This is a genomic window from Verrucosispora sp. CNZ293 (assembly GCF_002754655.1).
On record NZ_PEFR01000001.1, the window covers coordinates 2,284,634 to 2,310,118 of the forward strand.

Below are 25,485 nucleotides of genomic sequence, written 5' to 3' on the forward strand. Positions count from 1 at the left end.
CGTCGCCCACCGGTCGGGCACCGTCGTCGGCCACCGGCGGGCGGGCGAGCCACACTGTCGTCATCCGGTCGATGGCGGACCGCCGGTCAGTGCGGCCGTCAGAGCCTCCTCGCGGCCTTCGCTCCGAGCGCGGGCGAGCAGTCGCGCGAGTCGGCGACGGCGACGGCGGGCCACGAGCCGGTAGGCCAGGCCGAGCGCGATGACGGCAGCGGCGAGAGCGAGTTGCGCCCAGGGAACGGCCCAGGTCGTCACGGTGACCGCAGCGGTACGGATCTCGACGCCGGTCGGCTGGTCACCGAGCACGGCGGGGGTCACCGCGACGGTGGTGCGTACCGATCCGAGACCCCAGACTCCGGTGACCCGTCCACTGATCTGCCGGTCGCCTCCGGGCAGCAGTTCCTCGACGTCGGTCCGGGTCTTCCTGCTGGCCAGGCCGAACAGCTCGGTGACGGTCACGCGACCGACCCCGGTCACGGTGACGTTGCCGGTGTTCGTGGTGGCGTAGTCGACCTCGACACTGCCGCCGCTGAAGGGATTCCATGACGGTCGGTAGGTGGCGGTGAGGTTGTCGATCGCCACGGTCGGGGTGACCGTGCCGCTGGCGCGCATCATGACCCGGAATCCGACGCGACTCTCGACGGCGACGGTGCCGCCGGTGCTGGTGACGGTCGCGGCGATGCCGGCCGGATGGTCACCGGGGGTCGCGTCGGGGGGCACGGTGATGGTGAACGGAACGACCCGCGTCTCCCCGGCCGCGACGGTGACCTGTTCCCGCACGGTGATCCAGGTGCCGCCGTCCACCGACGTCTCGCCGGAGGCGAGCATGTTGAAGCGACCCTTGTCGGTGAGATAGCCGTCGGCCGCCTTGAGCGAGAAGAGCACCGGCGAGTCACTGAAGTTTCGCACCGCCAGGTGCTCGGTCACGACCTGGCCCGGGTCGAGGGTGCGCTCGATCCAGCGGCGGCCGTCCGGGCCGTGCCGGTCGGCTGGCTGCACCGCCCAGGTCACCGTCGGTGTGCTCCCCTGTGCGGCGACGGGCGCTACCGGTGCCGTGCACAGGACTGTGGCCAGCACGACGAGCAGCCGTGGCAGGGCGCGCGGGAAGGTTCGGATCATCGGCGTTCCTTCCACCCGGGCGGTGGATGGGGCCGCCGGGCGGCGGCCCCATCCGGGGGTCACTCGAACAGGGACAGGGTCAGCGTCGAGGTGTACGAGCCCGCGGCCACGTCCGCCGGGGTCCGCAGGAACAGCTCCGCGTCGACCGAGTACGCGCCACCGGACACCGCACCCGAGTCGAACGTCGAGACCAGCAGCTCCTGGTCCACCAGACCCACGTTGTTGCCCGGCTGGGTCGGCTCGTCCAGGACGGTCACGACCTCCTCGCCTTCGGCCACCAGCCCCGTGTCGCCGCCATCGAGCAGACGCGGCCGCCACCCCAGATGCCCCGCGTCGATCGGCGCCTGACCGGTGCCACCGACGAAGTCCGTCGCGCTGCCCAGCACCGCCCATGCCGCGCCCTCCGGCACCTCGTCGGCCGACCGGGTGTCGGTCACCGTCACCGTCGGCAGGGTGCCGACGAACTGGCGGACCAGCAACGTCGACCCGTCCTCGGCCAACGCCACCGAAGCCCCCGCCACCGAGAGAGCCAGCACGCCCGGCTCCTCGATCTCCTCGATGTCGACGGTCACCTCCACATCGGCGCTGTCACCCGGCTCGGCCGAGGCCGGTGACCCGACCGCGACCGAACCGACCAGCAGGACACCGGCGGCTCCCGCCGCGAACAACCGCTTACAACTCGATGTGTTCATCTGCTTCTCCGTATGCACTCGGGTTACTGGGCCTGCCGGGCGTCACCGGCGCACGTGACGCCCGGGTGTTGCGCGGTGTGGTCGGTGGTCACGTCGCCGCCTCCGCCGGCGCCGGTGACCCGGACGTTCACCGATCCCGCTGGCAGTGCGGTCGCCCGTGAGTTGAACTGCTGGTAGGCGTTGGCACCCGGCGCCACACCCGCGAACGACCGCTCGCCGTACGCGCTCTCCAGCACGATGTCCACGGCCTCGTCGTGGTCGTTGCGGGCCTGCACCGCCAGGTACGCCTTACCGGCGACGCATCGCGGCTGCACGCTCACCGTGACCGGCAGTTCGGGTCGGACTCCCGGGTCGTCCGCGAACACCCGCCATTCGGTGATCGCGACCGCGGAGTAGGCGCTGCCGTTGCCGTCGGCCCGGATCGTCGCCCGCACCCTCGGGGTGGTGACCGGGTCGAAGGAGACGGTGTTGAACGCCGTGGTGCTGGTGCCGTACGAGGACGCCCCCGGAACGTCCCGCCAAGCCGCCGCGGCCTCGTCCCAGTACTGGAGCACCCACCCGTCGGGTTGGGCCACACCCTCGCCGGACCCCTGGTTGGCGTCCCGCCAGAACTTGAGCTCGGTACCGGTGAGGCGCACCGGACGGGCCCAGTCGTACTGCACCCACTGGGTCGCCGGACGGGTGCCGGACCAGGTGCCCCAGATCTGCGCCTGGCTCGGGTTCGTCGGATCGGCACCGTCGTTGAGGGCTGTGAGGCTGTTCCAACTCGCCGTGTACGAGGCGGTCGGCATCGCGATCGGTCCGATGTTGCCGGTGAGCGGACCGGACAGGTCGGCCGGGATCGTGACGGTCCTGGCCGTCTCCAGGTTTCCGGCCACGTCGAGCGCCCGGAACGACACCGTGTGCCGGTTCGAGTCGGGTGCCGCGATGGCGCCGCTGTACGTGGTCCACGCACCGGTGCCGATGGCGTACTCGATCCGGGCCAGCCCGGAGGTGGCGTCGGTGGCGGTCACCGTGACCGACCGGTTGGCGCTGTTCACGGTGGCCGTGCTGACCGGCGCGGTGGCGTCGATGGGTACCGTGAGGATCTCGGGTGCCGAGACGTTCCCGGCGCGGTCGGTCGCGGTCGCCGTCACGGTGTGCTGGCCGTCTCCGGAGACGTCGACGTCGACGAACCGCACATCGTTCCCGACCGTGGGCTGGGCGCCGCCCACCTGGGCGGAGATCGTCAGCCGGCCACCACGGTCGTCGACACCGGCGACCCGCACCCGCACCGCCGACCGGAACCAGCCCGCGCTGCCGGCGCTGCCGCTGGGGGTGAGTGTCACCGTCGGCGCAGTCTCGTCGCCTTCGGTGTCGTCCGGAGAGATGACGGTGACCTGCGCGGTGACCCGCCCTGCGGCGTAGCCGAGCACGGTGCCCCGGATCGTGAAGGTCCGAGGCGCCGCGACATCCTCCGGCTTGACCGCGTCCCAGTAGACCGGCACCCGCAGCGTCTCGCTGCCGAACGACACGGGCAGGGTGTCAGGCAGATTGGTTTCGCCCACCTCGACCGTCAGCCCGGGTGCGGTGACGGCCCCCGTCGGCTGTGCGGCGAGGATCTTCCACTCCTCGACCGCCACGGCCGAATAGGTGCTGCCGTTGGTCGACGCGTTGAGCACCGCCCGGACCTGCGTGGTGGTCACCGGATCGAAGGAGGTGTTCTGGAAGCCCTGGGTGCTGGTCGGGTAGCCGCTCGGGTTCGGCACGTCGGCCCACTGCCCGAGGTCGAGGTTCCAGTACTGGATGCGCCAACTGGCCGGGGCCGCCACCCCCACGCCGCTGCCCTGCGGCTGGTCGTTCCAGAAGTCGATCTGCGAACCGGCGACCCGCATCGGCTGGTCCCACGTGTACTGCACCCACTGCTGCGGCGGGTTGTTGCTGGTCCAGGTGCCCCACATGTCCGGCGGCAACGGGTTCGACCGGACGATCTCGTCGTTGAGCGCCTTCACCCAGTACTGGGTGGGCACCGGCTCGTTGGAGACGGTGACCCGGGCCTCCTCGGCGATGTTCGGCCGGGGCGTGAGGTCACGGCCCTTCGCCGGGGTCGGCGTGACGAGCTTCATCCGTGGCGGGGTCTGCGTGTCGTCCCACTCGATCGGATCGATTGCCACGGACCGGCGGAAGTGACCGCCGCCCACCGCGTCGGCGGTGTGGTACGCGAGGTACCAGGTGCCGTTGAACTCCAGGATGCCCGGGTGGCTCGTGGTCGAGGAGACCGGGCGGAGCACCGTCCCCCGGTAGGTCCACGGCCCCTCGGGCGACGACGCCGTCCCGTACGCGATGCAGGCGTGGTAGTTCGCCGGGGTGCACGCCGACGTCGGGCCGGCGTTGTTGCCCGCGTACGCCATATAGAAGGTGTTGTTGCGCTTGAAGATCCAGGCGCCCTCGAAGAACCCGGTCAGGCCGGTGACGGTGCTCGGGCTGCCGACCGGGGTCTTCATGTCCTGCTGGAGTTCGAGCATCCGCAGGTTGCCGAAGGAGCCCCACCAGATGTAGACCCGCTGGCCGGGCGCCTGCCCGTCGATGAGGATCGTCGGGTCGATGTTGTGGATGTTGTTGGCGGTGGGTACCCGCTGGGAGATGATCGGCCCGCCGGCATGGTCGGTCCACGGGCCGGTCGGGCTTGTCGAGACGGCCACGCCGATGGCGAACTTGTCCGACGCGGGGCTGTCCCGTTCGTGGATCGGGACGTACCAGTAGTAGCGGCCGTCGACGCCCCGGACCACCTGACCGGCGTACGCCCGCCCTGGGGTGGCCCAGGCGAAGACCTGCTCGGGACGCATCAGCGACGGGTAGTGGGTCCACTGCCCCGCCTGGACGTCGGTGGTCCGGAACGCGCCCCACTCGTTCATGATGAAGTCGTTGGTGGACGGTCCGGCCTGGTCGTGGCCGGTGTAGAGGTAGAGCTGGTCGGTGTCGGTGTCGTTGCCGGGCGTCCCGGCAGGCACCACGATCGGTGCCGGGTCGGCCGAGTAGTAGCTGCCGTCGCCGAGGATCGGGTTGACCGTGTTGGTGAAGGTGTACGACTCGGGTTCGGCCGCCCGGGCCGGTGCGGCCACGCCGACCAGGGCGCCGGCCGCGAGTCCGGCGACGGCCACGGCGGCGACCACGCCGCGGAGCCGTCTGGACCGGGAGCTGGGTGGGGCGGCGCCGCGCACCATAGTGGTGTTCACGGTGGTATGTCTCCTCACTGATGAGCCGGACGGTGGTGGTGGCGGCGCTCCCCCGGCGCCGCCACCACACGGGGTCAGCCGCAGCTGAGCGCGCCGAACGGCGCCTCGAACTCCACGGTCACCGGCTCACCGTCGACTTCTCCGGTGGCCTTCACTGTCGCCACGCCGGCCGGCACCGACTTCGCGCGGCTGTTGAACGCCTGGTACGCGGACTTGCCGGGCGCGACGTTGGCGACCGTCCGGGAACCGTAGGGCGTGACCAGTTCGATGGTGAGCGGCCCGTCATCGTCGTTGCGGGCGTTGACCGAGACGTGGACGTTGCTGCCTGTGCACTGGGTGCGGGCCTGCACCTCGACGTCCCACGTCGGCGTCTGCGGCGGGTCACCCACCGTCAACGTCAGGGTGGTCCGGGTGGCGCCGGCCTCGCTGACGTAGTCGGGCAGGATGAGGTTGCCGATGACGGTGTAGCGGCCCGGGGTGTTGACGATGTTCTCGTCGAACTCCCAATCGACCCGGATGGCCTGGTTGTCCCGGGATCCGTCGTTGTAGGAGACCTCCACCCGCTCCGGCAGGTAGGGCAGCTCCCCTACCTCGACGGCCTGCTCGAAGGACTCCACGCCCTGGATCGAGATGCCGCCGGTGGACATCTCCGGCCGCACGTAGACCCGGGCCTCGGCGATCAGGCCGTATGCGTCGTTGGTGCCGTAGACCACGAACGGGTCGACGTTCGGCTCCGCGACCTGGTCGGGCGTGATCTCCTGCCAGTTGAAGGCAACCGTGCCACGCGCGCCGCTGGCGTAGACCGCGTCGAGCGTGCTCGGCAGGGTCGGCACCTGGCCCACCCCGGTGCGGATGAGCACCGGCGAGCGCACCGAGTCGACCGTCTCGCCATTCGCCCGCCAGCGCAGCACACCCGTGCCCGCGCCGCCGGACATCAGGCCCCAGATCCGGATACGCAGGTAGCTGGTCGTGATGGGTTCGAAGGTGAAGCGGTTGTAGGCGTTGGTGGCGAGCCCACCGGCGTACGTCGAGTCTCCGGTGAGGGTGACCGGCGTCCAGGTGGTGCCGTTGGTGGAGCTTTCGATGGCGTAGGTGGTGGCGGTGGGGCGGCGGGTGCCGCCGTTGTCGTCGTACCAGTAGATGTCGGTCGACGACAGCCGCACCGGTGCGGTCCACCGGTACTGGATCCACGCCGTGTTCGCGACGCTGGTGCCGCTGGCCGGCTGGCCCCACGTGCCCCAGCCGTTGCCGGCGCCCGGATTCGAACTGGTCGGTGTGCTGGCCTCGTTGACCCGCGAGTGGTTCTCCCACGAGGCGGTGCCGCTGGTGCTGATCGCCGCCGAGGCCCCGAACTCCGCGCTCACCTCCCGCTTGGCGAGGGTCACCGTCACGGTCGCCGTCGACCGCTTCTCGCCGTCGTCGGCGAAGAAGCGCAACACGTACTCACCGGCGACGGTGCCGGTCACCCGGGTGGTCACCGCGCCCGCGTCGGAGAAGATGACCCCGGCGCCCTCCGGTGCCGAGACGGTCTCCCAGCCGAAGCTGAGTTCGCTGTCGTACGGAATGCCGTCGTCGGTGGCGGTGGCGACCAGTCGCGTGGACAGGTTGCCGTCGCCGGAGGCGTCGCGCGCGGCGGTGACGACGGGTGCCTGGTTGGAGACCTCCGGAACCTCGCGCCCGGAGTCGAACACCTGGATCTCGGAGATCGCCGTGTAGAAGGTCGAGCTGTTGGTGAACGCGATGCGCAGCTTGTTCGACGTCACGGTCTCGAACAGCGCCTCGTTGAACTTCGCCGACGGCACGGTCGGGTTCTTGAACTGTCGCGGCACCTCCGTCCAGCCGCCGTCACCGTCGGGTACCTGCACCCACCAGCGCGCCGGTTCGCGGTAGCCACCGGACTGCCGGTCGCTGACGAAGAACACCTTCACGTTGTCGAAGGACTTTGCCGAGCCGAGGTCGAGTTCGACGTAGCCGTTGCGTTCGGTGGTGCCGTAGTTGCCCCAGTAGGGCTCGTTGGCGGTGATCCCGTCGGTGACGGCGGCCAACGACACCGGCCGTTCCGTCTCCTTGATCGCACCCGGCGTGTAGTTCATCGAGGTGGTGCTCCAGCCCGGGGTGTGGAACTGCCGCCACGGCGTCGGACGCACGCCCTGCTGGGTGTACGACGAGTTGAGCTGGGCACCGGTCGCCAGGTTCGGCGCGTCCTCGGTGAGGTCGATGCCGGCCGTCTTGAGGTAGTTGACGACCCGGGCGTCGGAGATCGCGGTGTCCACCGCGGCCGGGAACTCGGTGCCGGTGGTCGCGGTGAAGGTGACGGTCAGGCCGTCGGCGGCCTGGACCTGGTTGGTGTTGGGGTCATAGGTGAGCTTGCCGAGCTTGTCGGTGCTGACCTTCTTCTGACCATTGAGGAAGAGGCTGTAGCCGGCGCCCAGGCCGTACCTGCTGCCGTCGGGGTCCCAGACGATGGTGACGTCTTGCCCGTGGTAGCGCAGGTTGTTGACCATGAAGTGTTCGTAGCCGAACTCGATCGGCCACAGCTCGATCTTGTCATCGGAACGCGGCTGGATGCCCGCCATGTCCTCGATGAAGATGTAGTTCATGTTGCCGAGCATGATGTGGTTCGGGTTGTTGCGGTTGTAGGTCCGCGTCGTCGGGTTCCAGTTGGAGTAGTACTCGGCCTGGTTCGCGACCCGCAGGTCCGCGTTCGGGTAGATGCTCCAGGCCATCCAGTCCAGCAGCCGCTTGGCGTAGGCCGGGGTGATGTACTTCTGCTCCGGGTCGTAGTGGCGCAGCGCCGAGCGGACACCCCGGTACTGCACGGTGAAGTTGATGTTGGAGAAGTTGTTCGAACCGCCGATCCCGTAGGCCGACCGGTCGTACTGGTTGGCGGTGTAGAACGGAAAGATCGGGAAGTTGTCACCGTAGGTCAGGAAGCGGAACCCGTCGACGTACTTCTGCCACTGGTCGGTCGGAATCAGGTTCTCGGCGTAGATGTCGTAGAGGTTCGACTCCTTCGCCGGGATCAGGTTACGGGCCGAGGCGGGCAGCGGGTTGGCCCGGCCGTTGGAGCTGGCCGCGCTGGTGGCTCCGTGCGACGTGCCGGCCAGGAACATCCGCATGTCGGGGCTCCACAGCCGGTCGAGGATCGCGTCGCGGATCTCGTTGGCGCCGGTCGCCATCTGGTCGACCTTGGCCTGCTCCGCGCCGGAGATCTGGTAGAGCTGGCGGGCGGCGTCGAACGCGCCCCACACGTACGCCGACTCGGGTCGCTCGATGGTCCGGGCGCCGGGGGCGCCGGCGTTGGACTTCGGGTAGCCGAAGGTGATGGCGTCGGCGTCGTTGCCGGGCATGTAGTTGGTGTCGTAGGCGATCAGCTTGTCGTTGTTGCCGTCGTAGTGCTCCAGCTGGCCGACGCCGTCGCCCTCGAAGTAGGTGGCGAACCTGCGGGCGATGTCCGTCCCACCGCCGTGCACGTTGTACGCCTCGAGTCCGGCGGTGCCGAGGTACTGCGAGTAGTGGTTGTTCCAGCTGGTGTGCCCCGGACTGTCCAGGAAGGCCGACGAGCCGGAGAGTTCACCGATGTTGAGGATCTGCCCGTACGGCAGGTAGGGCGTACGCAGCCACTTGGTGTCCTGAAGGTGCATCGGTTGGGTCAGCGCGACGGCGTTCTGGTAGAGGTTCACCCCCTCGATCGTCGTCGGGTACTGGTAGACGTGGCCCGAGGCGTTGGCGTCGAGGGAGTTGTAACGCTCGCCCCACCAGCGGTAGACGATCGCCTTCTCCAGGGCGGGATCCGGCACGTTGAGGTACGGCACGTCCTGGGCCCAGCGCCGGTTGAAGGCGGTGATCCCGGCACGCACCGCCGCAGCCGGCGACAGGTCGGCGTACTCCTGGTAGCTCTCCACCGTCTCGGGCAGGGTGGCCGAGGAGACGGCGCCGACCACCGACAGTGCCACCGAGTCACCGGCGGGCACGGTGATCTCCCGGTCGAGGTTGCTGCCGTTGCGGGTGAAGCCGGTACCGGTGAGGTCGATCCTGATGCTGTCCCATGCGGTGTCGACGAGACCGTTGTTGGAGCCGCTGGTGATGGTCCGGGTGCCGGTCAGGCTCGCGTTGCCCGGCCCGGCCTGGGTGGCCAGCGGGGAGGCGGCTCGGACGGTGAAGGTGGCTGCCGATCCGCCGGGGTTGGTGAAGTCGATGGCGGTGACCGCGACGTTGTCGTAGGTGATGAACTTGGTCAGGTCGGCGGTGACCCCGGTGTTGCCGATGGTGTAGCGACCCTTGGCGTGGCTCGGCGCGTTGAACCGGTTGGCGTTGACCTCGGTGACGGTTTGCCCGGGGACGGTGACGGTGTACAGGTTGCCCAGATTGTTGGGGCCACCGACGTGCGCGCTGCCGGCAAAGCCCATGACGGTGAAGTTGTTGTTGCTGGCACCACGCATGTAGAGCGAGCGGCCTCGGGTCATCAGCACCGCTGATCCGAGCGTTCCGCGGACGCCCAGCACGCGGTCGAGGTAGTAGTCGGTGCCGCCGGCTGCGAGGTCCTTGTCGAAGATCGACTGATGCATGTTCCCCGCGGTGAACGGCACCCCGGGCCGTAGCTGGTCGGCAACCTCGCCGACGTTGCTGTAGACCGGGTCGCCGATCTCCATGACGTGATTCTGACCGTTGGTGTAGACCCCGACGTCCCCCTCGTTACCGGGCAGGACGGGGCTGTCGGCGTGGGCCGTCGTCGGCATGCCGACCAACCCGCCCACCATCAGCGCGGTCAGGGTGCCCCAGAGGGGCACCCGCCGCACGCGTCTACTGCTCATCTTCTTCCTCCTCGTTATCGGTGCCGCCGGCCGGGTGAGGCGTCCAGCGGTTCACCGTGGCGGTGTTCGCGTAGCGGGAGAGGACAGTGCGTTAGCGTTAACATCGGGCCCGCCCTCAGGTCGGGACCGGTCCGTCGGTGACCACCGGGAGCCAGACCCGCATGGTTGACGGGCCACGGTTGGCCCACGCGTGGTAAGGCACCAGCGCCACCTCGTCGAGCACCTCACCAACCACCGGGGCCGACTCGACCGCGTCGGCGAGGTAGGGCCACTCGTGCTCCCGCGCGCGCACTCGACGGCAACTCACGATGACCCGGTCGTCGACCAGGCGGGGTGGCCGGCTGACGTCGACCCGCAACTCGTCGACCGAGTCGACACCCGGTACGTCCACGGACTCCAGGGCGAGCACGAGTGGGCCGTGTTCCACCGCCACGCAGCCACGGACGGCGTCGATGCGGGGATCCGGGTAGGTGAACCGGGGCACCGTCGGCAGGGACAGCACGACCTCGTCGCCGCGCCGCCAGACCCGGTGCTCCGTGACGGCTCCCGGGCCGACCGGCCGGGTGTGACCGTCGACCGTCACCGTCGCGTCCTGGCCCGCCCAGCCGGGCACCCGCAACGACAGCGACCAGGGTCGGTCGTCGTCGCTGTCGATCCGCACCCGGATCGTTCCACCGCACGGGTAGTCGGTGGCCACGGTCACGCACAGGTGACGCCCGTCGGCGAGGCGGTGCTCCACGGTGCCGGGGACGTACTGGTGGAGTTGGAGGCCGTCGTCGTCGGCCGTGGCGACGTAGGCGGTCAGGCTGGCCAGGGTGCGGGCGACGTTGGTCGGGCAGCAGGAGACCTCGAACCAGGGCGCCCGCAACGAGGCCGCCGCGCGCAGGCTGGGCCGATCGGCGTCCGGATAGGTGCCCAGCTCGCGGCGGTGCAGCGTGTTGGTGTAGAAGAAGCTGCGCCCGTCGGCCGACGGCGAGGTCGACACGACGTTGAACAGCGTCCGCTCGATGAGGTCGGCGTATCGCGGATCGCCGTCGGCGAGCAGCAGTCGCCACGCGAGCATCACCGAGCCGACACCGGCGCAGGTCTCCGAGTAGGCCCGGTCCGGCGGCAGCACCCAGTCCGCACCGAACGCCTCGTCCTGATGGCGGGAGCCCTGCCCGCCGGTGACGTAGGTACGGCGCGTCACCGCGTGGCGCCACTGGCTGCGTACCGCCTCCAGCAGGCTGGCGTCCTTCAGTTCCACGGCCACATCGACGGCGCCGGCGGCGAGGTAGTTCGCCCGGACCGCGTGCCCGCGCAGGACGGTCGCCTGCCGGATCGGAAGCTCGTCCTGGAAGTACTCCCGGCCGAACTCCACGTCGTCGAGTCGGCCGTGACCGCGCCGGTCGACGAAGAGCGCGGCCTGGGTCAGATAGCGGTCCTCACCGGTGGTCCTGGCGAATTCCACAAGCGCGGTCTCGATCTCCGGATGCCCGCAGAGGCCGTCGATGCCGTCGGGCCCGAACGTGTCGCAGACGTTGTCCGCCGCCCGGCACGCCACCTCCAGCAGCCCGTCGTCCGCGCCGGGGCGCGTGCGGGCGCGTGCGACCGCGGCCTGGAGGAGATGGCCGACGCAGTAGAGTTCGTGCCCCCATTCGAGGTCGGACCACCGTGGCGCCTGCCCCGGGCGGCCGAACATGGTGTTCAGGTAGCCGTCCGGCTCCTGTGCCGCCGCGACCCGGCGCACCATCCCCCGCAGCCGCGACTCGAGTCGCGGGTCGCCGGTCCGGCCGATCTCCCACGCCAGCGATTCCAGGTACTTGTAGATCTCCGAGTCGGAGAACTCGCGTCCCCGGCGCCCCTGCGGCAGGCCACCCCGCGCGGCGAGATCGAAGTTACCGATCCAGCCCTCCCGTTCGAGCCAGTGCTCGATATGGTCGAGAGTCGCCGTGCCGTTGATCGACTGACGCTCGGCCCAGAATCCGCCCGCGATACGCACGGCGTCCAGCCCGAGTGGCCGGAGCCGGCCACGGACCGGCACGACCGGCGCGGCCATGGGTACGGTGCCGCTCATGTTCATCCTTTCAGCGCGCCGGACATGAAGCCGCGCACGTAGTGTCGTTGGAGCAACAGGAACAGCACGATGCACGGAAGGGCGAGAACGACGACGCCCGCTTCGGTCGCCCCGTAGTCGACGACACCTTGGACCTGGCCGCGCAGGTTGGACACCGCGAGCGGCAGGGTCATGCGCTCGGTGTCGTTGATGAGGATCAGCGGCGCCATGAAGTCGTTCCACGCGGCGAGGAACGCGAACAGCCCGACGGTGATCAGGCCCGGCTTCACCGCCGGCAGCAACACTCGCCAGAGCGCGCCGAACGACGAGCATCCGTCGACAAGCGCGGCCTCGTCGAGTTCGCGGGGCACCGCCTCGAAGGAGATGCGCATCAGAAAGGTGGAGAACGGCAGCTGGAACATCGTGAGCACGAGTGCGACGCCGACCAGCGAGTTCTGCAACCCGACCTGGTTGAGCAGCACGTAGAGCGGGATGAGCAGCGTCGCGTACGGCACCATCAGGATGGCGAGCGTGACGAGGAACAGGATGTTCCTGCCCGGGAACCGGAATCGCGCGAACGCATACCCACCGAGCAGCGAGATCAGCAGCGTCAGGGCGACCGTGAGCAGCGAGACGAACGCCGAGTTCGCGAGGTAGCGCCAGACACCGGCCTGGTAGGCGGCCAGCGTTCGGTAGTTGCCGAGCCCCCAACCGTCCACCTGGTTGGTGCCGGCGTGCGGACCGACCGAGGCGACCGCCGTCCAGACCAGCGGGGCCAGGAAGATGAGCCCCACCGCCGCGGTAAACACCCAGTACGGCGTCCGCAAGGCGATACCGGCGATGGTGACACCGGCGGGCCGGCCCGGCCGTGCCGACGGCGCGGCGGAGGGCGGCAGCCCTTCGCCGACGGTGGTCGAGCTGGAGCGGGAAACGACGACCATCGGCGTCAACTCTCCTCGGACCGAAACGCGCGCAGCTGCAACGCGTTGATCAGGATCAGGGCCAGCAACACGATCACGGAGAGGGCCGCCGCCACACCGAGGTCGTTCTGCCCCTGGAAAGCCACCATGTAGATGAGCTGGACGACGGTGATCGTGCTGTTGTCCGGGCCGCCCTTGGTGAGGATGTAGAACTGCTCGAAGGCCAGCAGGGAGCCGGTCACGCAGAGCACGGTCGTCAACGCCAGTGTCGGGCGCAGCAGCGGCAGGGTGATCTTCCGAAAGGTCTGCCACCGGCTGGCGCCGTCGGAGCGGGCCGCCTCGTACACGTCAGCCGGTATGCCCTGCAGGCCGACCAGCATGAGCACCATGTAGAAGCCGGCATAGCGCCACACGATGAGAAAGGTGGTCGAGAACAACGCCGCGTTCGGGGAACCGAGGAAGGTGAAGCCCAACCGGTCCATCACCGGCGCCAGCGGGCTCGCGTACGGCGAGTAAAGCACGTAGAACAGCAACGACGCCGAGGCCAGGCCGAGCGCGCTGGGAATCAGGAACGATGCCCGCAGGAGGTTGTTCCACCGGCTCGACTCCTGCACCAACAGGGCCAGCCCCAACCCGAGCGCCAGCAGCAGCACGGTCGCCAACGCGGTGTACTTGACGGTGAACACCACCGAGTCGGTGAAGAACCGGTGGTTGATCGCCTTGACGAAGTTGTCGGGGGCATTGATTCCCTGGTCTCCGGTGAGCAGTGGCCACCGGGAGACCGACATCCTGACGACCAGCAGCAGCGGGACCACGAACAGCGCGATGACGAACACCGCAGTCGGTGTCGCGTAGAGCCAGCCGAGCAGGGCCTGGCGGCCACGCGACCGGGCACGCCGCCGCATCGCCGCATCGGGCGGACGAGACGGTGCGGTGACTTGCATCAGAACGGACCCTCTCCTCGATTCGGCCGTGGACGGTCGTTGACCCGCCCGCTTCGTGTCCGCGCCGTCGGCTGTGCCGACCTGGATGTGCGTGGGTCGGCACACGCCGACGGCGGGTGGTTACTGCTTGAGCACGGCGGTGATCTCGCCGTTGTCCTTCTGTAGGTCGCCGCTGCCATTGAGCACCTGGTTGCGGACGAGCGTGAGCCAGGGGCTGTTGGGTGCGTTGAACGCCTGCTGGAAGTTCAGTGCCACAGGCGTGTCACCCTTGCCGGCAACCTCGTTGATGGTGACCAGCCGAGGATCTTCGGCGGCGTACTTGTTGTTCGCGAGATCGGCGCGGGAGACCACGTCCTTGTTCTTCGCCAGTACCTCGACCTGGGCCTGTTCGGACATCATCCAGCTCAGGAAGTTCCAGGCCTGCGCCGCCTTCTTCGAGTCCTTGGAGATTCCGATGCCGTCACCGCCGACGAAGGTGGAAGCGCCGCCGTTGGGCCCGGGGATGCCGGCGACACCCACGTCGAACGGCGTGGAGGAGAGCAGGGTCGCCGGGTAGAACATCAGCCCGACCTTGCCCTCGGTGAAGGCGGCGGTCCAGGTCGGTCCCGTCTCGCTGGCCGAGGCGGGCAGGACGGCGCCAGAGCGCCACAGGTCGTGCCAGGTGCGGTAGACCTGCTGTGCGGTGTCGTCGGCGAGCTTGGACTCGGTGCCGTCCTCGCTGAGCACCTGACCGCCGCCGGCCCAGACGGAGGGGAACCAGGTGAACACCAGACAGCCGCCGCAGTTCAGACCGGCCGCCGTGCCGTAGACGCCCTCCTTCTTCGTCGCCTGGACCGCCTTGGCCGCGGCCGCGTACTCCTCCAGGCTGGCCGGCGCCTTCTCCGGATCCAGCCCGGCGTCGGTGAACAACTGCTTGTTCCAGAACAGCATCGACAGGTCGAGCACGAAGGGCAGTACGTGCGCCTTGCCGTCCACGGTGCCGGCGGAGAGGTGTCCCTTGTTTATGGAGTCCTTGAAGCTGAGGCCGTCGATGTTGGTGCTGAGATCCTGGAACAGTCCCTGGTTGACCCAGTTCGGCACGTAGACGATGTCCGCGGCGAAGAGGTCGGGCAGGCCGCCGGAGCCGGCCGCCGCACCGACCTTCGCGACGTAGTCGTCGTTCGGCACGACTGTGAGTTTCACCTGGTTCTGGTGGCTCGTGTTGTAGGCGTCGACAAGCAGCTTCGCCTGTTTCTCCAGCGGAGCGCGGGTCCACAGGGTGAGTTCGCTGCCGTCATCGACGCCGTCGGGCCCTGCCTCGGCGGCGCTCGGGCCACTCGGTTCGTCGCTGCCGCACGCGGTCGCGCCGACGACCAGCGCCGCCACGAGGACGCCGGCCAGCGAGCGCAGGGCAGTGCGCCTGCCCAGGGTTCTCCTCATGATCTCTCTCCTCGGGTTATCGGTTTGTCGGCCGGTCGGGTGGCGGGATCGTCCACTCCCGACGGACGTGGCCCAGCACCACATCGGTAGTGCGATGCCAGCCACGTCGCCATCCCGTCGCCGCCTTCCGCCGGATCCGGCGCGGCCCCGTGGATCAGGTCATCGAGCCACCGCCGGGTGGTGGGTGTCACGTTCCGCCGCTAGCGTGTCGGACGAAAACGCTTTCGGCAAGATGTCGTACGGGTAAAACCTGAGAACTGCTCGGCGAGCCGCCAACTTCCCCTGAACCCGCCCTGCGCAGTACGCTTGCTCGAAATCGAGGGCGGCCGGGCACCTGCCCGCCGAACTGAAAAGCTTGCGAAAGCCTTTCGGTAGCTGGACCGGCCCGGCCACCTCACGGCGAGGCTGGCCGATGGCGACGACGCGCTCGGCGGAGCCACCGGCCGCCAGGGTCAGGGCCGCGACGGCAGGCGGCGGGCGGACCCGCAGGGCCCGTCCGCCGCCATCCGCTCCGGACATACCGTCGTTCAGCCGGTGGCCCTGACCTCCAGCAGCCCCACCGATGCGGTGCCCGCCTGCAACACCACCCGGAGCCTGGACGTGCTCACCGCCGGAAAGTTGACCCGGTTGTACTGGTTGAGCCCAAGGGGATATCCGCTGACCCCGGGAACGTCCGCGTAACCAGTACCCGTCCAGTACTGCAACCGCCACGACGCCGGCAACCGCACCCCACCGTTGTCGTCGAAGAAGTACACCTCGGCCGCCCGCAACGTCTGCGCCGTCGACCAGGTCAACTCGGCCCACTGCGTCCCGACGTTCGGCCAGGTGCCCCAACGCGGATTGACCGTGTCGTTGGACGCCGGAGGCTCGATGCCGTCGTTGATCGCCGCCACCGTCTCCCAGGGAGAGGTGTACGACGCCGACGGCGTCGCCGCGCCGGCCAGATTCCCCGCAGGCGGCGGGGTACCGCCCCGGCCGTAGAGCTTGACCTCGGTCAGGCCGGTGCGGAAGCCGGCGGCATGGGTCAGCTGCACCCGGATCCGCGCGGTGCTGACCGGGGTGAACCGGGCCCGGTTGAGGTTGGCCCGGGGCGACGCCGGGGTCTTCACCTGGTTCGTGACGTTGACCCAGGAACTGCCGTTCCAGTACTGCACGTTGTAGGACGCCGGTGCCCGGTACCGGTTACCGGCGCGGTCGTCGCGGAAGTGCAGCCACGCGTCGTCGACCGTCCGGGCCTGACCGAGGTTGATCTCGTACCAGTCGATGGCGTTCGGCGACCCGGAGCTTCCCCAGATCGGTGCGTTGGTGGGGAACCCGTCCACGGCCGCACCGGTGGACGTGCCGGACGCCGTGTACGACGCCGACGTCGCCGTGCCCTGGGCGAGGTTCGGCGTCGTCGAGGTCAGGTCGACGCCAGCCTTGGCGAACATGTCCACCATCCGGGCGGAGGTGTGGTTGACGTTCTGCGGCAGTTGCAGACCAGCGAACGTGGCGCTGAACGTGGTCGTGCCGCCGGCCGGCAGGGTGACCGCGCCGGTGGCCGGGTTGTACTGCACGCGGGTGAGCCGATCGACGGTGGCCACCCGGCTGCCGTTGAGGAAGATCGAGTAGCCCTGCGGGACACCCGGATAGCGGGTCACCCCGTCGGCCGGGTCGTCCCAGACCACGCTGAGGTTCGCGTTGCGGTAGCGCAGGTTGTTGACCGCGAAGTGCGACCATCCGATGTCGATCGGCCACAGCTCGATCGTGCTGTCGGTTCGCGGTCGCAGCCCGGCCACGTCCTCGACCACGGTCCAGTTGCTGCTGCCCAGGATGTTGTGGTGGATCCAGGAACGGTAGGTGATCGACGAACCGTTCCAGTTGGACCAGAACTCGTTGGCGTCCGGCCACTGGGTGTTGCCGTTGACGTACTGGGCCCAGACGTTCCAGTAGAGCAGCTTCTTGTAGTGCTCGGCGGTCATCCACTGGTTGGGGTAGTTGCGCAGCACGGAGGAGTAGAGCCGGAACTGCACTGTCGAGTTGATTGTGGAGAAGTTATTGCTGCCGGGGTTGCCGGCGGCGGCAGCCGCGGCCTTGTCCCGCTGGTTCGCCGTGTAGAACGGGAAGATCGGGTACTCGGCCGGGTCGTCGAAGAGCCGCAGCGCCTCACGGTAGGTGGCGGTGTTCGGCATCAGGCCGACGGAGTACGGATAGTAGTTGTTGATTTCCTTCCAGGGCACGTGGGTGTTCGTGGCTACGTGCCGGTGCTCCACGAGCTGCCGGCTCGGGTTCCACAGCACGTTGACGATGCCGTCGCGGACCCGGTTGGCCAGGGTCTGCATCTCGTTGGCCTTGGCCGTGTTGCCCAGCACCGTGTACGCCTGCGCGGCGGCCAGCGCGTTGCTGTAGAGGTACGCGCCCTCGGCACGGTCGAGATTGCCGGAGCGCCAGTGGAACGACACCGCGTCGGCGTCGTTGCCGGTCATCGCACCCCAGTCGTACTCGATGACCCCGTTGTTGTTGGTGTCGTACGTGGCGAGCTGACCTTTGACGTCCGTCTCGGCGTAGCGGGCGAAGTTGTGCAGCATCGCCGGCTGCCCGCCGTGCAACTGGTACGCCCGCCAGGCCGCCTCAGAGAGGTACTGCGTGTAGCTGTTGGACCAGTTCTCCGGATCGCCGGGGTTGTCCATGAAACGGCCGTTGGCCGAGGACTGCCCGACCGACAGCCACGGCCCGTACGAGTAGACCGGGTTGCGCAGGTACTTGAGGTCGTCGACGTGCATCGGCTGGGTCAACACGATCGCGTTGTTGTACCCGGTGACCCCCTCGATCGAGGTCGGGAACTGGAAGTCCTGGCCGGGGATGTCGACGTCGAGGTGGTTGAAGCGCATCAGCCACCAGCGGTAGTAGATGTTCTTCTTGATCGCCGGGTCCGGCACGTCGATGTAGGGCAGGTTCTCCGCCCACCAGCGGTTGTACTCGCGTACATGGGTGGCGAAGGCGTTGGCCGGCGTGGCATTGCGGTAGCTGGTGTACTCGGCCAGCGACTCCGGGATCTCGTCGGTGACGACGCCCAACTGCACCTTGGTGGTGACGCTCTGGCCGGCGCCGAGGGTCACCGAACGGTTCAGACCGCCGCTGCTGACGGTGAACCCGTCGGCGGACAGCCGTGGTCGGATGGTGGTGAGGTTGTTCTTCACCTGCCGGCTGCCGGTCAACTCGCTGCCGCTGCCCGAGGTGGCGTACGGTGAGGTGACCCGCAACTGCACCGTGCTGCTCGCCGAGCCGGTGTTGGTCACGGTCAGGTTTGTCACCGCGACGTTCTGGTGGGTGATGAACTTGGTGACGTCGACGCGCAGCGAGCCACCGGTGTGGACGCTGCGCCAGTGGCTGGGTGCCTGCCAGCGCTGTGCCACCTGCTCGGTGAGCGTGCCCGAGCCGACGGTGACGGTGTAGGCGCCCTGGCTGCTGATGTTGTCCCAGTAGGCCGTGTTGCCACCGAAACCGATCACCGAGGGGTTGTGGGTGTACATGAACAGGCCGCGGCCCCGCGTCATCAGCCAGGTACCGGCCGGATCGTTGCCGGGCCGGGCGAGCAGCCGGTCCATCCAGAAGTCGGTGCCGGTGCTCTCGGCGTCGTAGATGGCCTGCATGGTGTTGCCGGTCGAGTAGCCGACCGGCGGGGCCGGCACGGCCGGGCCGGAGAAGGTGGGGTAGCCGATGGTCTGGGCCGCGTGCGCCGGCCCGCCGGTGGTGACGGCCAGGCTGCCTGCCACCACGGTGGTCGTGACGAGCGCGGCCAGGGCCGCGCGCAGAGGCTGGATTCCGCTCATGACTGCAACGCCATCCATTCCAGGACTCCGGTGGAGTATCCGCTACGGGAGGTGATGCTCAGTCGCAGCCGGGTCGTGCTGACCGCGCCGAACGTGGTGACGTTGTAGGCGTGGCCGGCCACGCCGCAGGCCGACTGGTTGGGCACCGGCACGTACCCGCTGCCGTTCCAGTACTGCACCTGGCAGGAGGCGGGTAGGTCGATGCCCTGGTCGTCGTCGAACCAGTAGGTGGCGGTGCGGTTGATGTTCTGCGCGGTCGGCCAGCGGTACTCGATCCACTGGGTGCCCTGCTGCGGCCAGTTGCCGTAGGCCAGGTTGCTGCGGTCGGCGGAGCTGCTCGGCACCCCGCCGTTGTTGATCGCGGTCAGGCTCTCCCAGGCGGAGACGTGCGAGGTGTACGCGGTCGCCCCCGGTGCCAGGTTGGTGCCGGCCGGCGGCTGGAGTCCGCCGCCGGGGTTCGGCGGCGGTCCGGTACTCGTCTGCACGACAGGTTGGATGGTGCCGTCGGCGTTGAAGTACATCCGGTCCACCGCTACCGAACGGCGGAAATTGCCGCCGCCGGGGGCGTTGGCGTTGTGGTAGACCATGTACCACTGGCCGTTGAGCTGGGCGACCCCGGCGTGGTTGGTGGTCGAGGAAACCTGCCCGAGCACGACGCCCCGGTGGGTCCACGGGCCCATCGGGTTGGTGGCGGTGGCGTAGCGCTGGCAGGCGTAGCTCGACGAGGTGACGCAGCCCTGGGTGTCGTTGGCCGCGTAGATCATGTAGTAGAGGCCGTTGCGCTTGAACATGAACGGGGCCTCCCAGAAGTTGGTCAGCCCCTGCGGGGTGACCACCGAACCCACCGTGTCGATCATGTTGTCGGCCAGCCGGACCGCCCGGGCTCCCCAGTAGCCGCCCCAGTACATGTACGCCTGGCCGTCATCGTCGACGAAGACGGTGGGGTCGATGTTCAGCGGCGAGGAGTTCGGGGTGCTGTCGCTGATCAGCGGTCCACCCTTGGCGTCGCTGAACGGGCCGAGCGGGCTGTCGGCGACGGCGACGCCGATGTTCATCCAGCCGGGGCCGTTGCCGTTGACCGAGGTGTACCAGTAGTAGCGGCCGTTTCGGTGTTCGACCTCGCTGGCCCAGGCGTCCGCGCCCGCCCAGCCGAACGTGCCGATGTTCGCCCGGGCACCGTGGTGCGTCCAGTTCGCCGCGTCGGTAGTGGACAGCACGTGCCATTCGCGCATGACGAAGTTGTTGGTGCCCACCGGCGCCTCGTCGCGCCCGGCGTAGACGTACATCGTGTTGCCCACCACGAGGGGGGCGGGATCGGCGGTGTAGATGCTGGTGATGATGGGATTGGCGGCAAAGGCGGGCGGTGCGAGAGCCAGGCTCGCGGCCAGTGCCGCAGCACACCCGGCGGCCAGGACGCGGGCAACGGTTCGTCGTCGCATGGCGGAACTCCTGTCGGCAAGGGATTGACTTTCGTCGCTTCCAGCCGCCAGAGTGCGTTACGAAAACCCTTTCGACAAGATGTCGACCGTGTAAAAGTTGCGGCCTCTCGATGACGCGGCCACCTTCCCCTGCAACCGGTCTGGGCACTACGCTTCCGGTCAGTACCGGCACGGCAGCACAGCCGCCGGCCGCCCTAAAAAGTTTGCGAAAGGCTTTCGGTGGGCCGACGACGATCCCAGTCAGTGACATTGAGCGACGTGGCAAGCCGCGCCGGGGTCTCCGTGGCCACCGCGTCGAAGGCGCTGAACAGTCGGGCCGAGGTCGCCCCGGCCACCAGGGAACGCGTCCTGCGGGCCGCCGCCGAGCTCTCCTTCCAGCCCAACGTGCTGGCTCGCGGCCTGATCTCCGGGCGCACCCGGACGGTCGGCCTGCTCACCGACGAACTCGGTGGCCGTTTCGCCATACCCATCCTGCTCGGGGCCGAGAACGCCCTCGGCAACGGGCAGATGTCGGTGCTGCTCTGCGACGCGCGCGGCGACGCGATCCGCCGGCAGCACTACATCCGCACCCTGCTCGCCCGCCAGGTCGACGGGTTCATCGTGGTTGGTGACAGCAACGATGTACGCCAGTCGCTGACCCGGGACATCCCGGTGCCGGTGGTCTACGCGTACGCCGAGTCGACCGACCCCTGCGACCTGTCCATCGTCGCCGACGACGAAGGCGGGGCGAGACTCGCCGTCGAGCACCTGGTGGGGCAGGGCCGACGCAGGATCGGGCACATCACCGGACCGGACACCTACCGTGCGGCACGCGACCGATTCGCCGGCCTGCAGACGGTGCTCGCCGGGTCCGGGCTCGCCCTGGCCGGCGACCCACTCTTCGGCGAATGGTCGCAACGCTGGGGCCGGCATGCGGCTCGACTGCTGTTGGCCGTCCGGCCGGACGTGGACGCGATCTTCTGCGGCAACGACCAGGTAGCCGCCGGTGTCGCCGACGCCCTGCGCGGTCTCGGCCGGCGCATCCCCGACGACGTGGCGATCGTGGGCTACGACAACTGGGAGTTCTTCGCCGCCGACTGTCGCCCGCCGCTGACCACCGTGGACCTCAACCTGGAGCAGCTCGGTGCCGCAGCGGTCAACCACCTCTTCGCCGCCTTGGACGGCACCCCCCGCTCGGGTGTCATCCGGCAAACTGGGCGCCTCGTGGTCCGCGAGTCCACCGGGCCCGCTTCACGCCCATGAGAGCGTTCGTGGCGTCACCGGCGGTCGAGCGTCCCGGCCGCCGTGTGCCGTCGCGAATGCCCGGTATCCACCCGGCCGCTGCCGGGCGCGGCTGCCGTGCTCTGCCGGACAATCAGCTCGGGCACCAGCAGGTCGCATCCGGACGCGCGCCGGTCGACGGCCCGGTCGAGCTGGGACAGCAGCAGCCGCACGCTGCGGCGGCCGAGTTCGGCAAAGTCCTGCCGCACCGATGTCAGTGGTGGCAGGAAGTGCGCCGCGTCGGGGCTGCTGTCGAAGCCCACCACGCTGACGTCATCCGGGACTCTCCGCCCGGCCTCGTGTAGCGCCCTCAGCACGCCCAGGGCTAGCTGATCGCTGGCGCAGAAGATCGCCGTGACGGAAGGATCCCGCGCCAGTCGGCCGCCCTGTTCGAATCCCACGCGGGCACTCCAGTCACCGGGCACCAGTGACGGCACCGGTGCGCCCGCCGCCTGGAGCGCCTCCCGCCAGCCGACGACCCGTTCGCTCGCTTCCGGCCAGTCGTCTGGGCCGGACAGGTGGTGGACGATCCGGTGCCCCAGAGCGAGCAGGTGGCGGGTGGCCACTCGCGCCCCGGCGACGTTGTCGATCCGCACGTTCGGTACCGCCTCGCTACGTCCTCCGCCGACGGTCACGCACGCCACCTCGGTCGACACCTCGCCCAACGCGCCAGCCATGGCCGCCTTGGGCGCGATCGCGATGATTCCCTCGACCGACTGACAACGCAGCCAGTCCACTGCATCGAGCACCGACCGTCGGTCGGGTTCCCTGACGCTTGCGACGCTGACGACGTAGCCCGCAGCCCGGGCAGCTTTCTCGATCGCGTACAGCATGGAGGTCGGCCCGTACAGCGGACTCTCGTAACCCAAGATGCCCAGGGTGCCGGAACGGCGGGTTGCCAACGTCCGGGCCGCCAGGTTCATGTGATAGTCCAGTGCCCGCATGGCGGCGGTCACCCGCTGTCGGGTGTCGGCCGCGACGTGCGGATGTCCGTTGACCACGCGGGAGACCGTCTGCGCGGAAACGCCGGCCAGCTCCGCCACATCGCGCATGATCGACCGACCCGGTCGGCCGGCCAGCCGCTCAGCGCGGGGCGGAACGGACGGCGGACGCGCATCGTCCGCCACGGCCAGGTCATGCTTTTCGTTCAAAGTCACCCCTCTCCTGCCGGCCAGCGAAGATCCACGAACGCACGCTCGGCAAGCGGCAGTCCGCCGCTTCGACGGGCGGTGTCGTACTTCCCTCCGACGATGCCTGCCGAAAAGGGTTTCGGCAATGTCTACCGGATGAGCATTTACAGGCCCGTCAGGGATTAACCGACCGGTGGTGAGGGGCAGGCAGAGCGCAACCGGCTACTTGAGACCGTTCATCCAGCCAGCCCGCCACCCTCACGCACGAAAACCCTTTCGGCAAGAGGGAGCCGCGAGATGCCGCGAAGGTTGCGAAATTCTCGGGGCTGGGCACTGTCCACCGCGAGGGCGGCTTAGTTTGTATGGATCCCAATCTATATCGCCTTGGTGGTCGCTGCCGCAGACCTCTGGGCCCAACCGTGAAGGATCTTCAATGAGATCGTCAAGAACAGGTACCCGAACCACTGTGGCGTTGGTCGCCACGCTGGCCACCGTCGGCGGCGCGTCGCTCGCGGTGACCGGCGCACAGGCGGCCGCGCCGGGCTGCCGGGTCGACTACCGGGTCACCAACCAGTGGTCGGGTGGGTTCGGTGCCGACCTCACCATCACCAACCTCGGCGATCCGCTCAACGGCTGGACGCTTACCTGGACGTACTCCGCCGGGCAGCGGATCAGCCAGGCATGGAACGCTACAGTTACCCAGGCCGACGGTCGGGTCACCGCCACAAACGTCAGCTACAACGGTGCCCTGGGCACCGGGGCCGGCACCTCCTTCGGCTTCAACGCCTCGTGGAGTGGCAGCAACCCTGCGCCGACATCGTTCGCTCTCAACGGTGTGGCCTGCACCGGCACGCCCGGCACTCCGGCGCCGACCACGCCCGCACCGACCACGCCCGCGCCGACGACCCCGCCACCGAGTCCGACCACGCCACCGCCGACAAGTGGCTGGAACCCGCCCGCCCACCTTGTCACCCCCCTCAACCAGGTGTGGCAGCACGTCGAGCAGACCTACAACAACGGCAACCCGTACGGCTTCCGCAACTACGGCTGGGACCAGGTCATGGCCAACCGCGGATACCTCAACTTCTGCGTCCGGTGGGACTCCAGCGCCACCGTCACCACCGCCCAGCGCGACCAGATCCACGCCACCCTCGCCCGGCAGTACAAGAAGTGGATGGACGTGATGGCCGGCCACAACGCCTGGCCGTACCGGGAGGTACCGATCCGTGTGGTCGGCTGGGCGGTGCGCGACCGCAACCAGTTGCAGTGGACCGACAACTCAGTCGACGTCTACGTCAACAACATCCGGGAGAACGCCCCGCAGTGCGCCCCCGAATGCGGCCGCTTCTTCAACCAGAACGGCCAGTACCCCAACTGCCCGGGCGGTGCCGCCCGACACTACGACCAGTCACTCTGGTTGACCGACGGCTTCGGCGGCGGCGCCGGTGGTGACTGGGGCCAACGCATGGGCCGCGAATACTACATGAACAACCTCAACGCCGAGAACATGACGATCCTGCTGCACGAGATCGGCCATACCTTCGGTCTCGACGACTTCTACGACTGGACCCCGACCGGCGTCGGTGGATTCATCATGAAGGCCGGCAGCGCCAGCTCCATCACCGAGTTCGACGCCTGGATGCTCCGCGACTGGTGGCGTCACCTGAAGAGCCGCTACGGCTACTGAACCACGTGGGCCCGGCGCTCCGCCGGGCCCACCCCGCGCGCCACAGGAGTCCTCAGCGAGGATGTGACCTCGTGGACCGTCGCTGTTGACGCGCTCGAGGAGGACCTTTACCAGGCATCGGCTACCGCCTCAACAGACGACCGCCGCCTCCACGACCCGACGCCCTGCGCACTCATAGGCGATGTGCATGCATGGCGCCCGGAGTGGCGATCGGAAGGGCTCCGCACCTGATGCCGATTCGGCCGGGCGAGCGAGCCGATCACAGCGTACCGAAATGTTGGAAGCGTAACTGGCCGGCCACATCATTGGGTCGAGGGTGCCGTTGGTGATCGGTCGCGGAAGACGCGGTTGACGAGATAGCCGCATGCGGCCGCGGCGAAGAGCCCGGCCAGCCAAACGATGACCAGACCGAGGGTGGCCCAGCCGGAGCGATGGTCCGGGACGAAGACGAGGCGCATCGTCCATCCGAGCGCGAGCAGACTCGCCCCGGGGAAGCAGAGGAGCATCGGCACGTACCAGTCGATCAGACGGTCGGGTCGGCGGTTCCGGGCGACCCACGCTGACCAGCCGAGGCCATCCGGCACTCGCGGGCTGAGCTGCTCGGATATGTATCGTGACGCCCAGCGGATGGCAGAGCGCTGTCCGACGTAGCGCCCACAGAGCAGAAAGGACGTCAGCGGGATGACCAGCAGGACACCAATCGGCACCGGTTTGGCTAGGCCGAGTCCGAAGAGGGCAGTCGTGAGGGTCAACTGCAGCGACAGGATCTGCTGCTGGTACTTGGATCGCGAGTCGATCTCGGTCCGGAGGGCGCTGAACTCGGCGAGCGCTCCGTCATAGCTGGGGACCGTCACGTCCGTTAGCCTCCACTCCGGCCTATTTTCGGCCCAGTCGGATCGGATCACGTCTGTCGGTTCGAATCAATACGCGTCCACAGGATGGTGATACGTGGATCGCTGTGGGTAGCTTCGAAAGTCCATTGCCGATCCAGCCCTGGACAGA

General features: G+C 68.7%; 14 protein-coding genes. 2 read left to right on the top strand and 12 right to left on the bottom strand.

What is annotated here, in order from left to right; translation table 11 throughout:
- Positions 1–60 precede the first annotated feature (60 nt).
- From CLT74_RS10530 to CLT74_RS10575, 10 genes are all read right to left on the bottom strand, one after another.
- On the bottom strand, positions 61–1,116 hold the full coding sequence (locus CLT74_RS10530; RefSeq protein WP_099846381.1) for a hypothetical protein: 1,056 nt from the start codon (positions 1,114–1,116) through the stop codon (positions 61–63).
- Positions 1,117–1,175: 59 nt separating this feature from the next.
- A complete protein-coding gene (locus CLT74_RS10535) occupies positions 1,176–1,808 on the bottom strand; it encodes a hypothetical protein (protein WP_099851709.1) in 633 nt (210 codons plus the stop codon).
- Between the two features lie 23 nt (positions 1,809–1,831).
- Positions 1,832–5,023 carry a family 43 glycosylhydrolase gene (locus CLT74_RS10540; protein WP_486582224.1) on the bottom strand — a complete coding sequence of 1,064 codons (3,192 nt, stop codon included), beginning with the start codon at positions 5,021–5,023 and terminating at the stop codon, positions 1,832–1,834.
- Between the two features lie 74 nt (positions 5,024–5,097).
- Positions 5,098–9,837 (bottom strand): Ig-like domain-containing protein, encoded by a 4,740-nt coding sequence (locus tag CLT74_RS10545; protein ID WP_486582225.1) that lies wholly within the window; start codon positions 9,835–9,837, stop codon positions 5,098–5,100.
- A 115-nt stretch (positions 9,838–9,952) separates the two neighbouring features.
- Positions 9,953–11,893 carry a beta-L-arabinofuranosidase domain-containing protein gene (locus CLT74_RS10550; protein WP_099846382.1) on the bottom strand — a complete coding sequence of 647 codons (1,941 nt, stop codon included), beginning with the start codon at positions 11,891–11,893 and terminating at the stop codon, positions 9,953–9,955.
- A gap of 2 nt (positions 11,894–11,895) precedes the next feature.
- Positions 11,896–12,813 (bottom strand): carbohydrate ABC transporter permease, encoded by a 918-nt coding sequence (locus CLT74_RS10555; RefSeq protein WP_099846383.1) that lies wholly within the window; start codon positions 12,811–12,813, stop codon positions 11,896–11,898.
- 5 nt (positions 12,814–12,818) lie between these two features.
- Positions 12,819–13,697: a carbohydrate ABC transporter permease gene (locus CLT74_RS10560; RefSeq protein WP_486582227.1), complete on the bottom strand. Its 879-nt coding sequence runs from the start codon at positions 13,695–13,697 to the stop codon at positions 12,819–12,821.
- 159 nt (positions 13,698–13,856) lie between these two features.
- Entirely contained in the window at positions 13,857–15,155 is a 1,299-nt protein-coding gene (locus tag CLT74_RS10565; protein WP_099846385.1) for an ABC transporter substrate-binding protein, read from the bottom strand.
- Between the two features lie 527 nt (positions 15,156–15,682).
- Positions 15,683–18,967: a discoidin domain-containing protein gene (locus CLT74_RS10570; RefSeq protein ID WP_486582228.1), complete on the bottom strand. Its 3,285-nt coding sequence runs from the start codon at positions 18,965–18,967 to the stop codon at positions 15,683–15,685.
- A complete protein-coding gene (locus CLT74_RS10575; protein WP_099846386.1) occupies positions 18,964–20,406 on the bottom strand; it encodes a family 43 glycosylhydrolase in 1,443 nt (480 codons plus the stop codon). Before CLT74_RS10575 ends, CLT74_RS10570 begins: the two co-directional genes overlap by 4 nt.
- Positions 20,407–20,625: 219 nt before the next feature.
- Here CLT74_RS10575 and CLT74_RS10580 point away from each other — a divergent pair, with 219 nt between their 5' ends.
- Entirely contained in the window at positions 20,626–21,648 is a 1,023-nt protein-coding gene (locus CLT74_RS10580; RefSeq protein ID WP_099846387.1) for a LacI family DNA-binding transcriptional regulator, read from the top strand.
- Between the two features lie 14 nt (positions 21,649–21,662).
- On the opposite strand, the gene CLT74_RS10585 is transcribed toward CLT74_RS10580, so the two are convergent.
- Positions 21,663–22,718 carry a LacI family DNA-binding transcriptional regulator gene (locus CLT74_RS10585; RefSeq protein WP_099846388.1) on the bottom strand — a complete coding sequence of 352 codons (1,056 nt, stop codon included), beginning with the start codon at positions 22,716–22,718 and terminating at the stop codon, positions 21,663–21,665.
- 511 nt (positions 22,719–23,229) lie between these two features.
- Between CLT74_RS10585 and CLT74_RS10590 the strand changes: the two genes are divergently transcribed.
- Complete coding sequence (locus CLT74_RS10590) at positions 23,230–24,483, top strand: cellulose-binding domain-containing protein (protein WP_099846389.1); 1,254 nt, start codon at positions 23,230–23,232, stop codon at positions 24,481–24,483.
- Between the two features lie 302 nt (positions 24,484–24,785).
- On the opposite strand, the gene CLT74_RS10595 is transcribed toward CLT74_RS10590, so the two are convergent.
- A complete protein-coding gene (locus CLT74_RS10595) occupies positions 24,786–25,337 on the bottom strand; it encodes a hypothetical protein (protein ID WP_099846390.1) in 552 nt (183 codons plus the stop codon).
- Between the last annotated feature and the right edge of the window lie 148 nt (positions 25,338–25,485).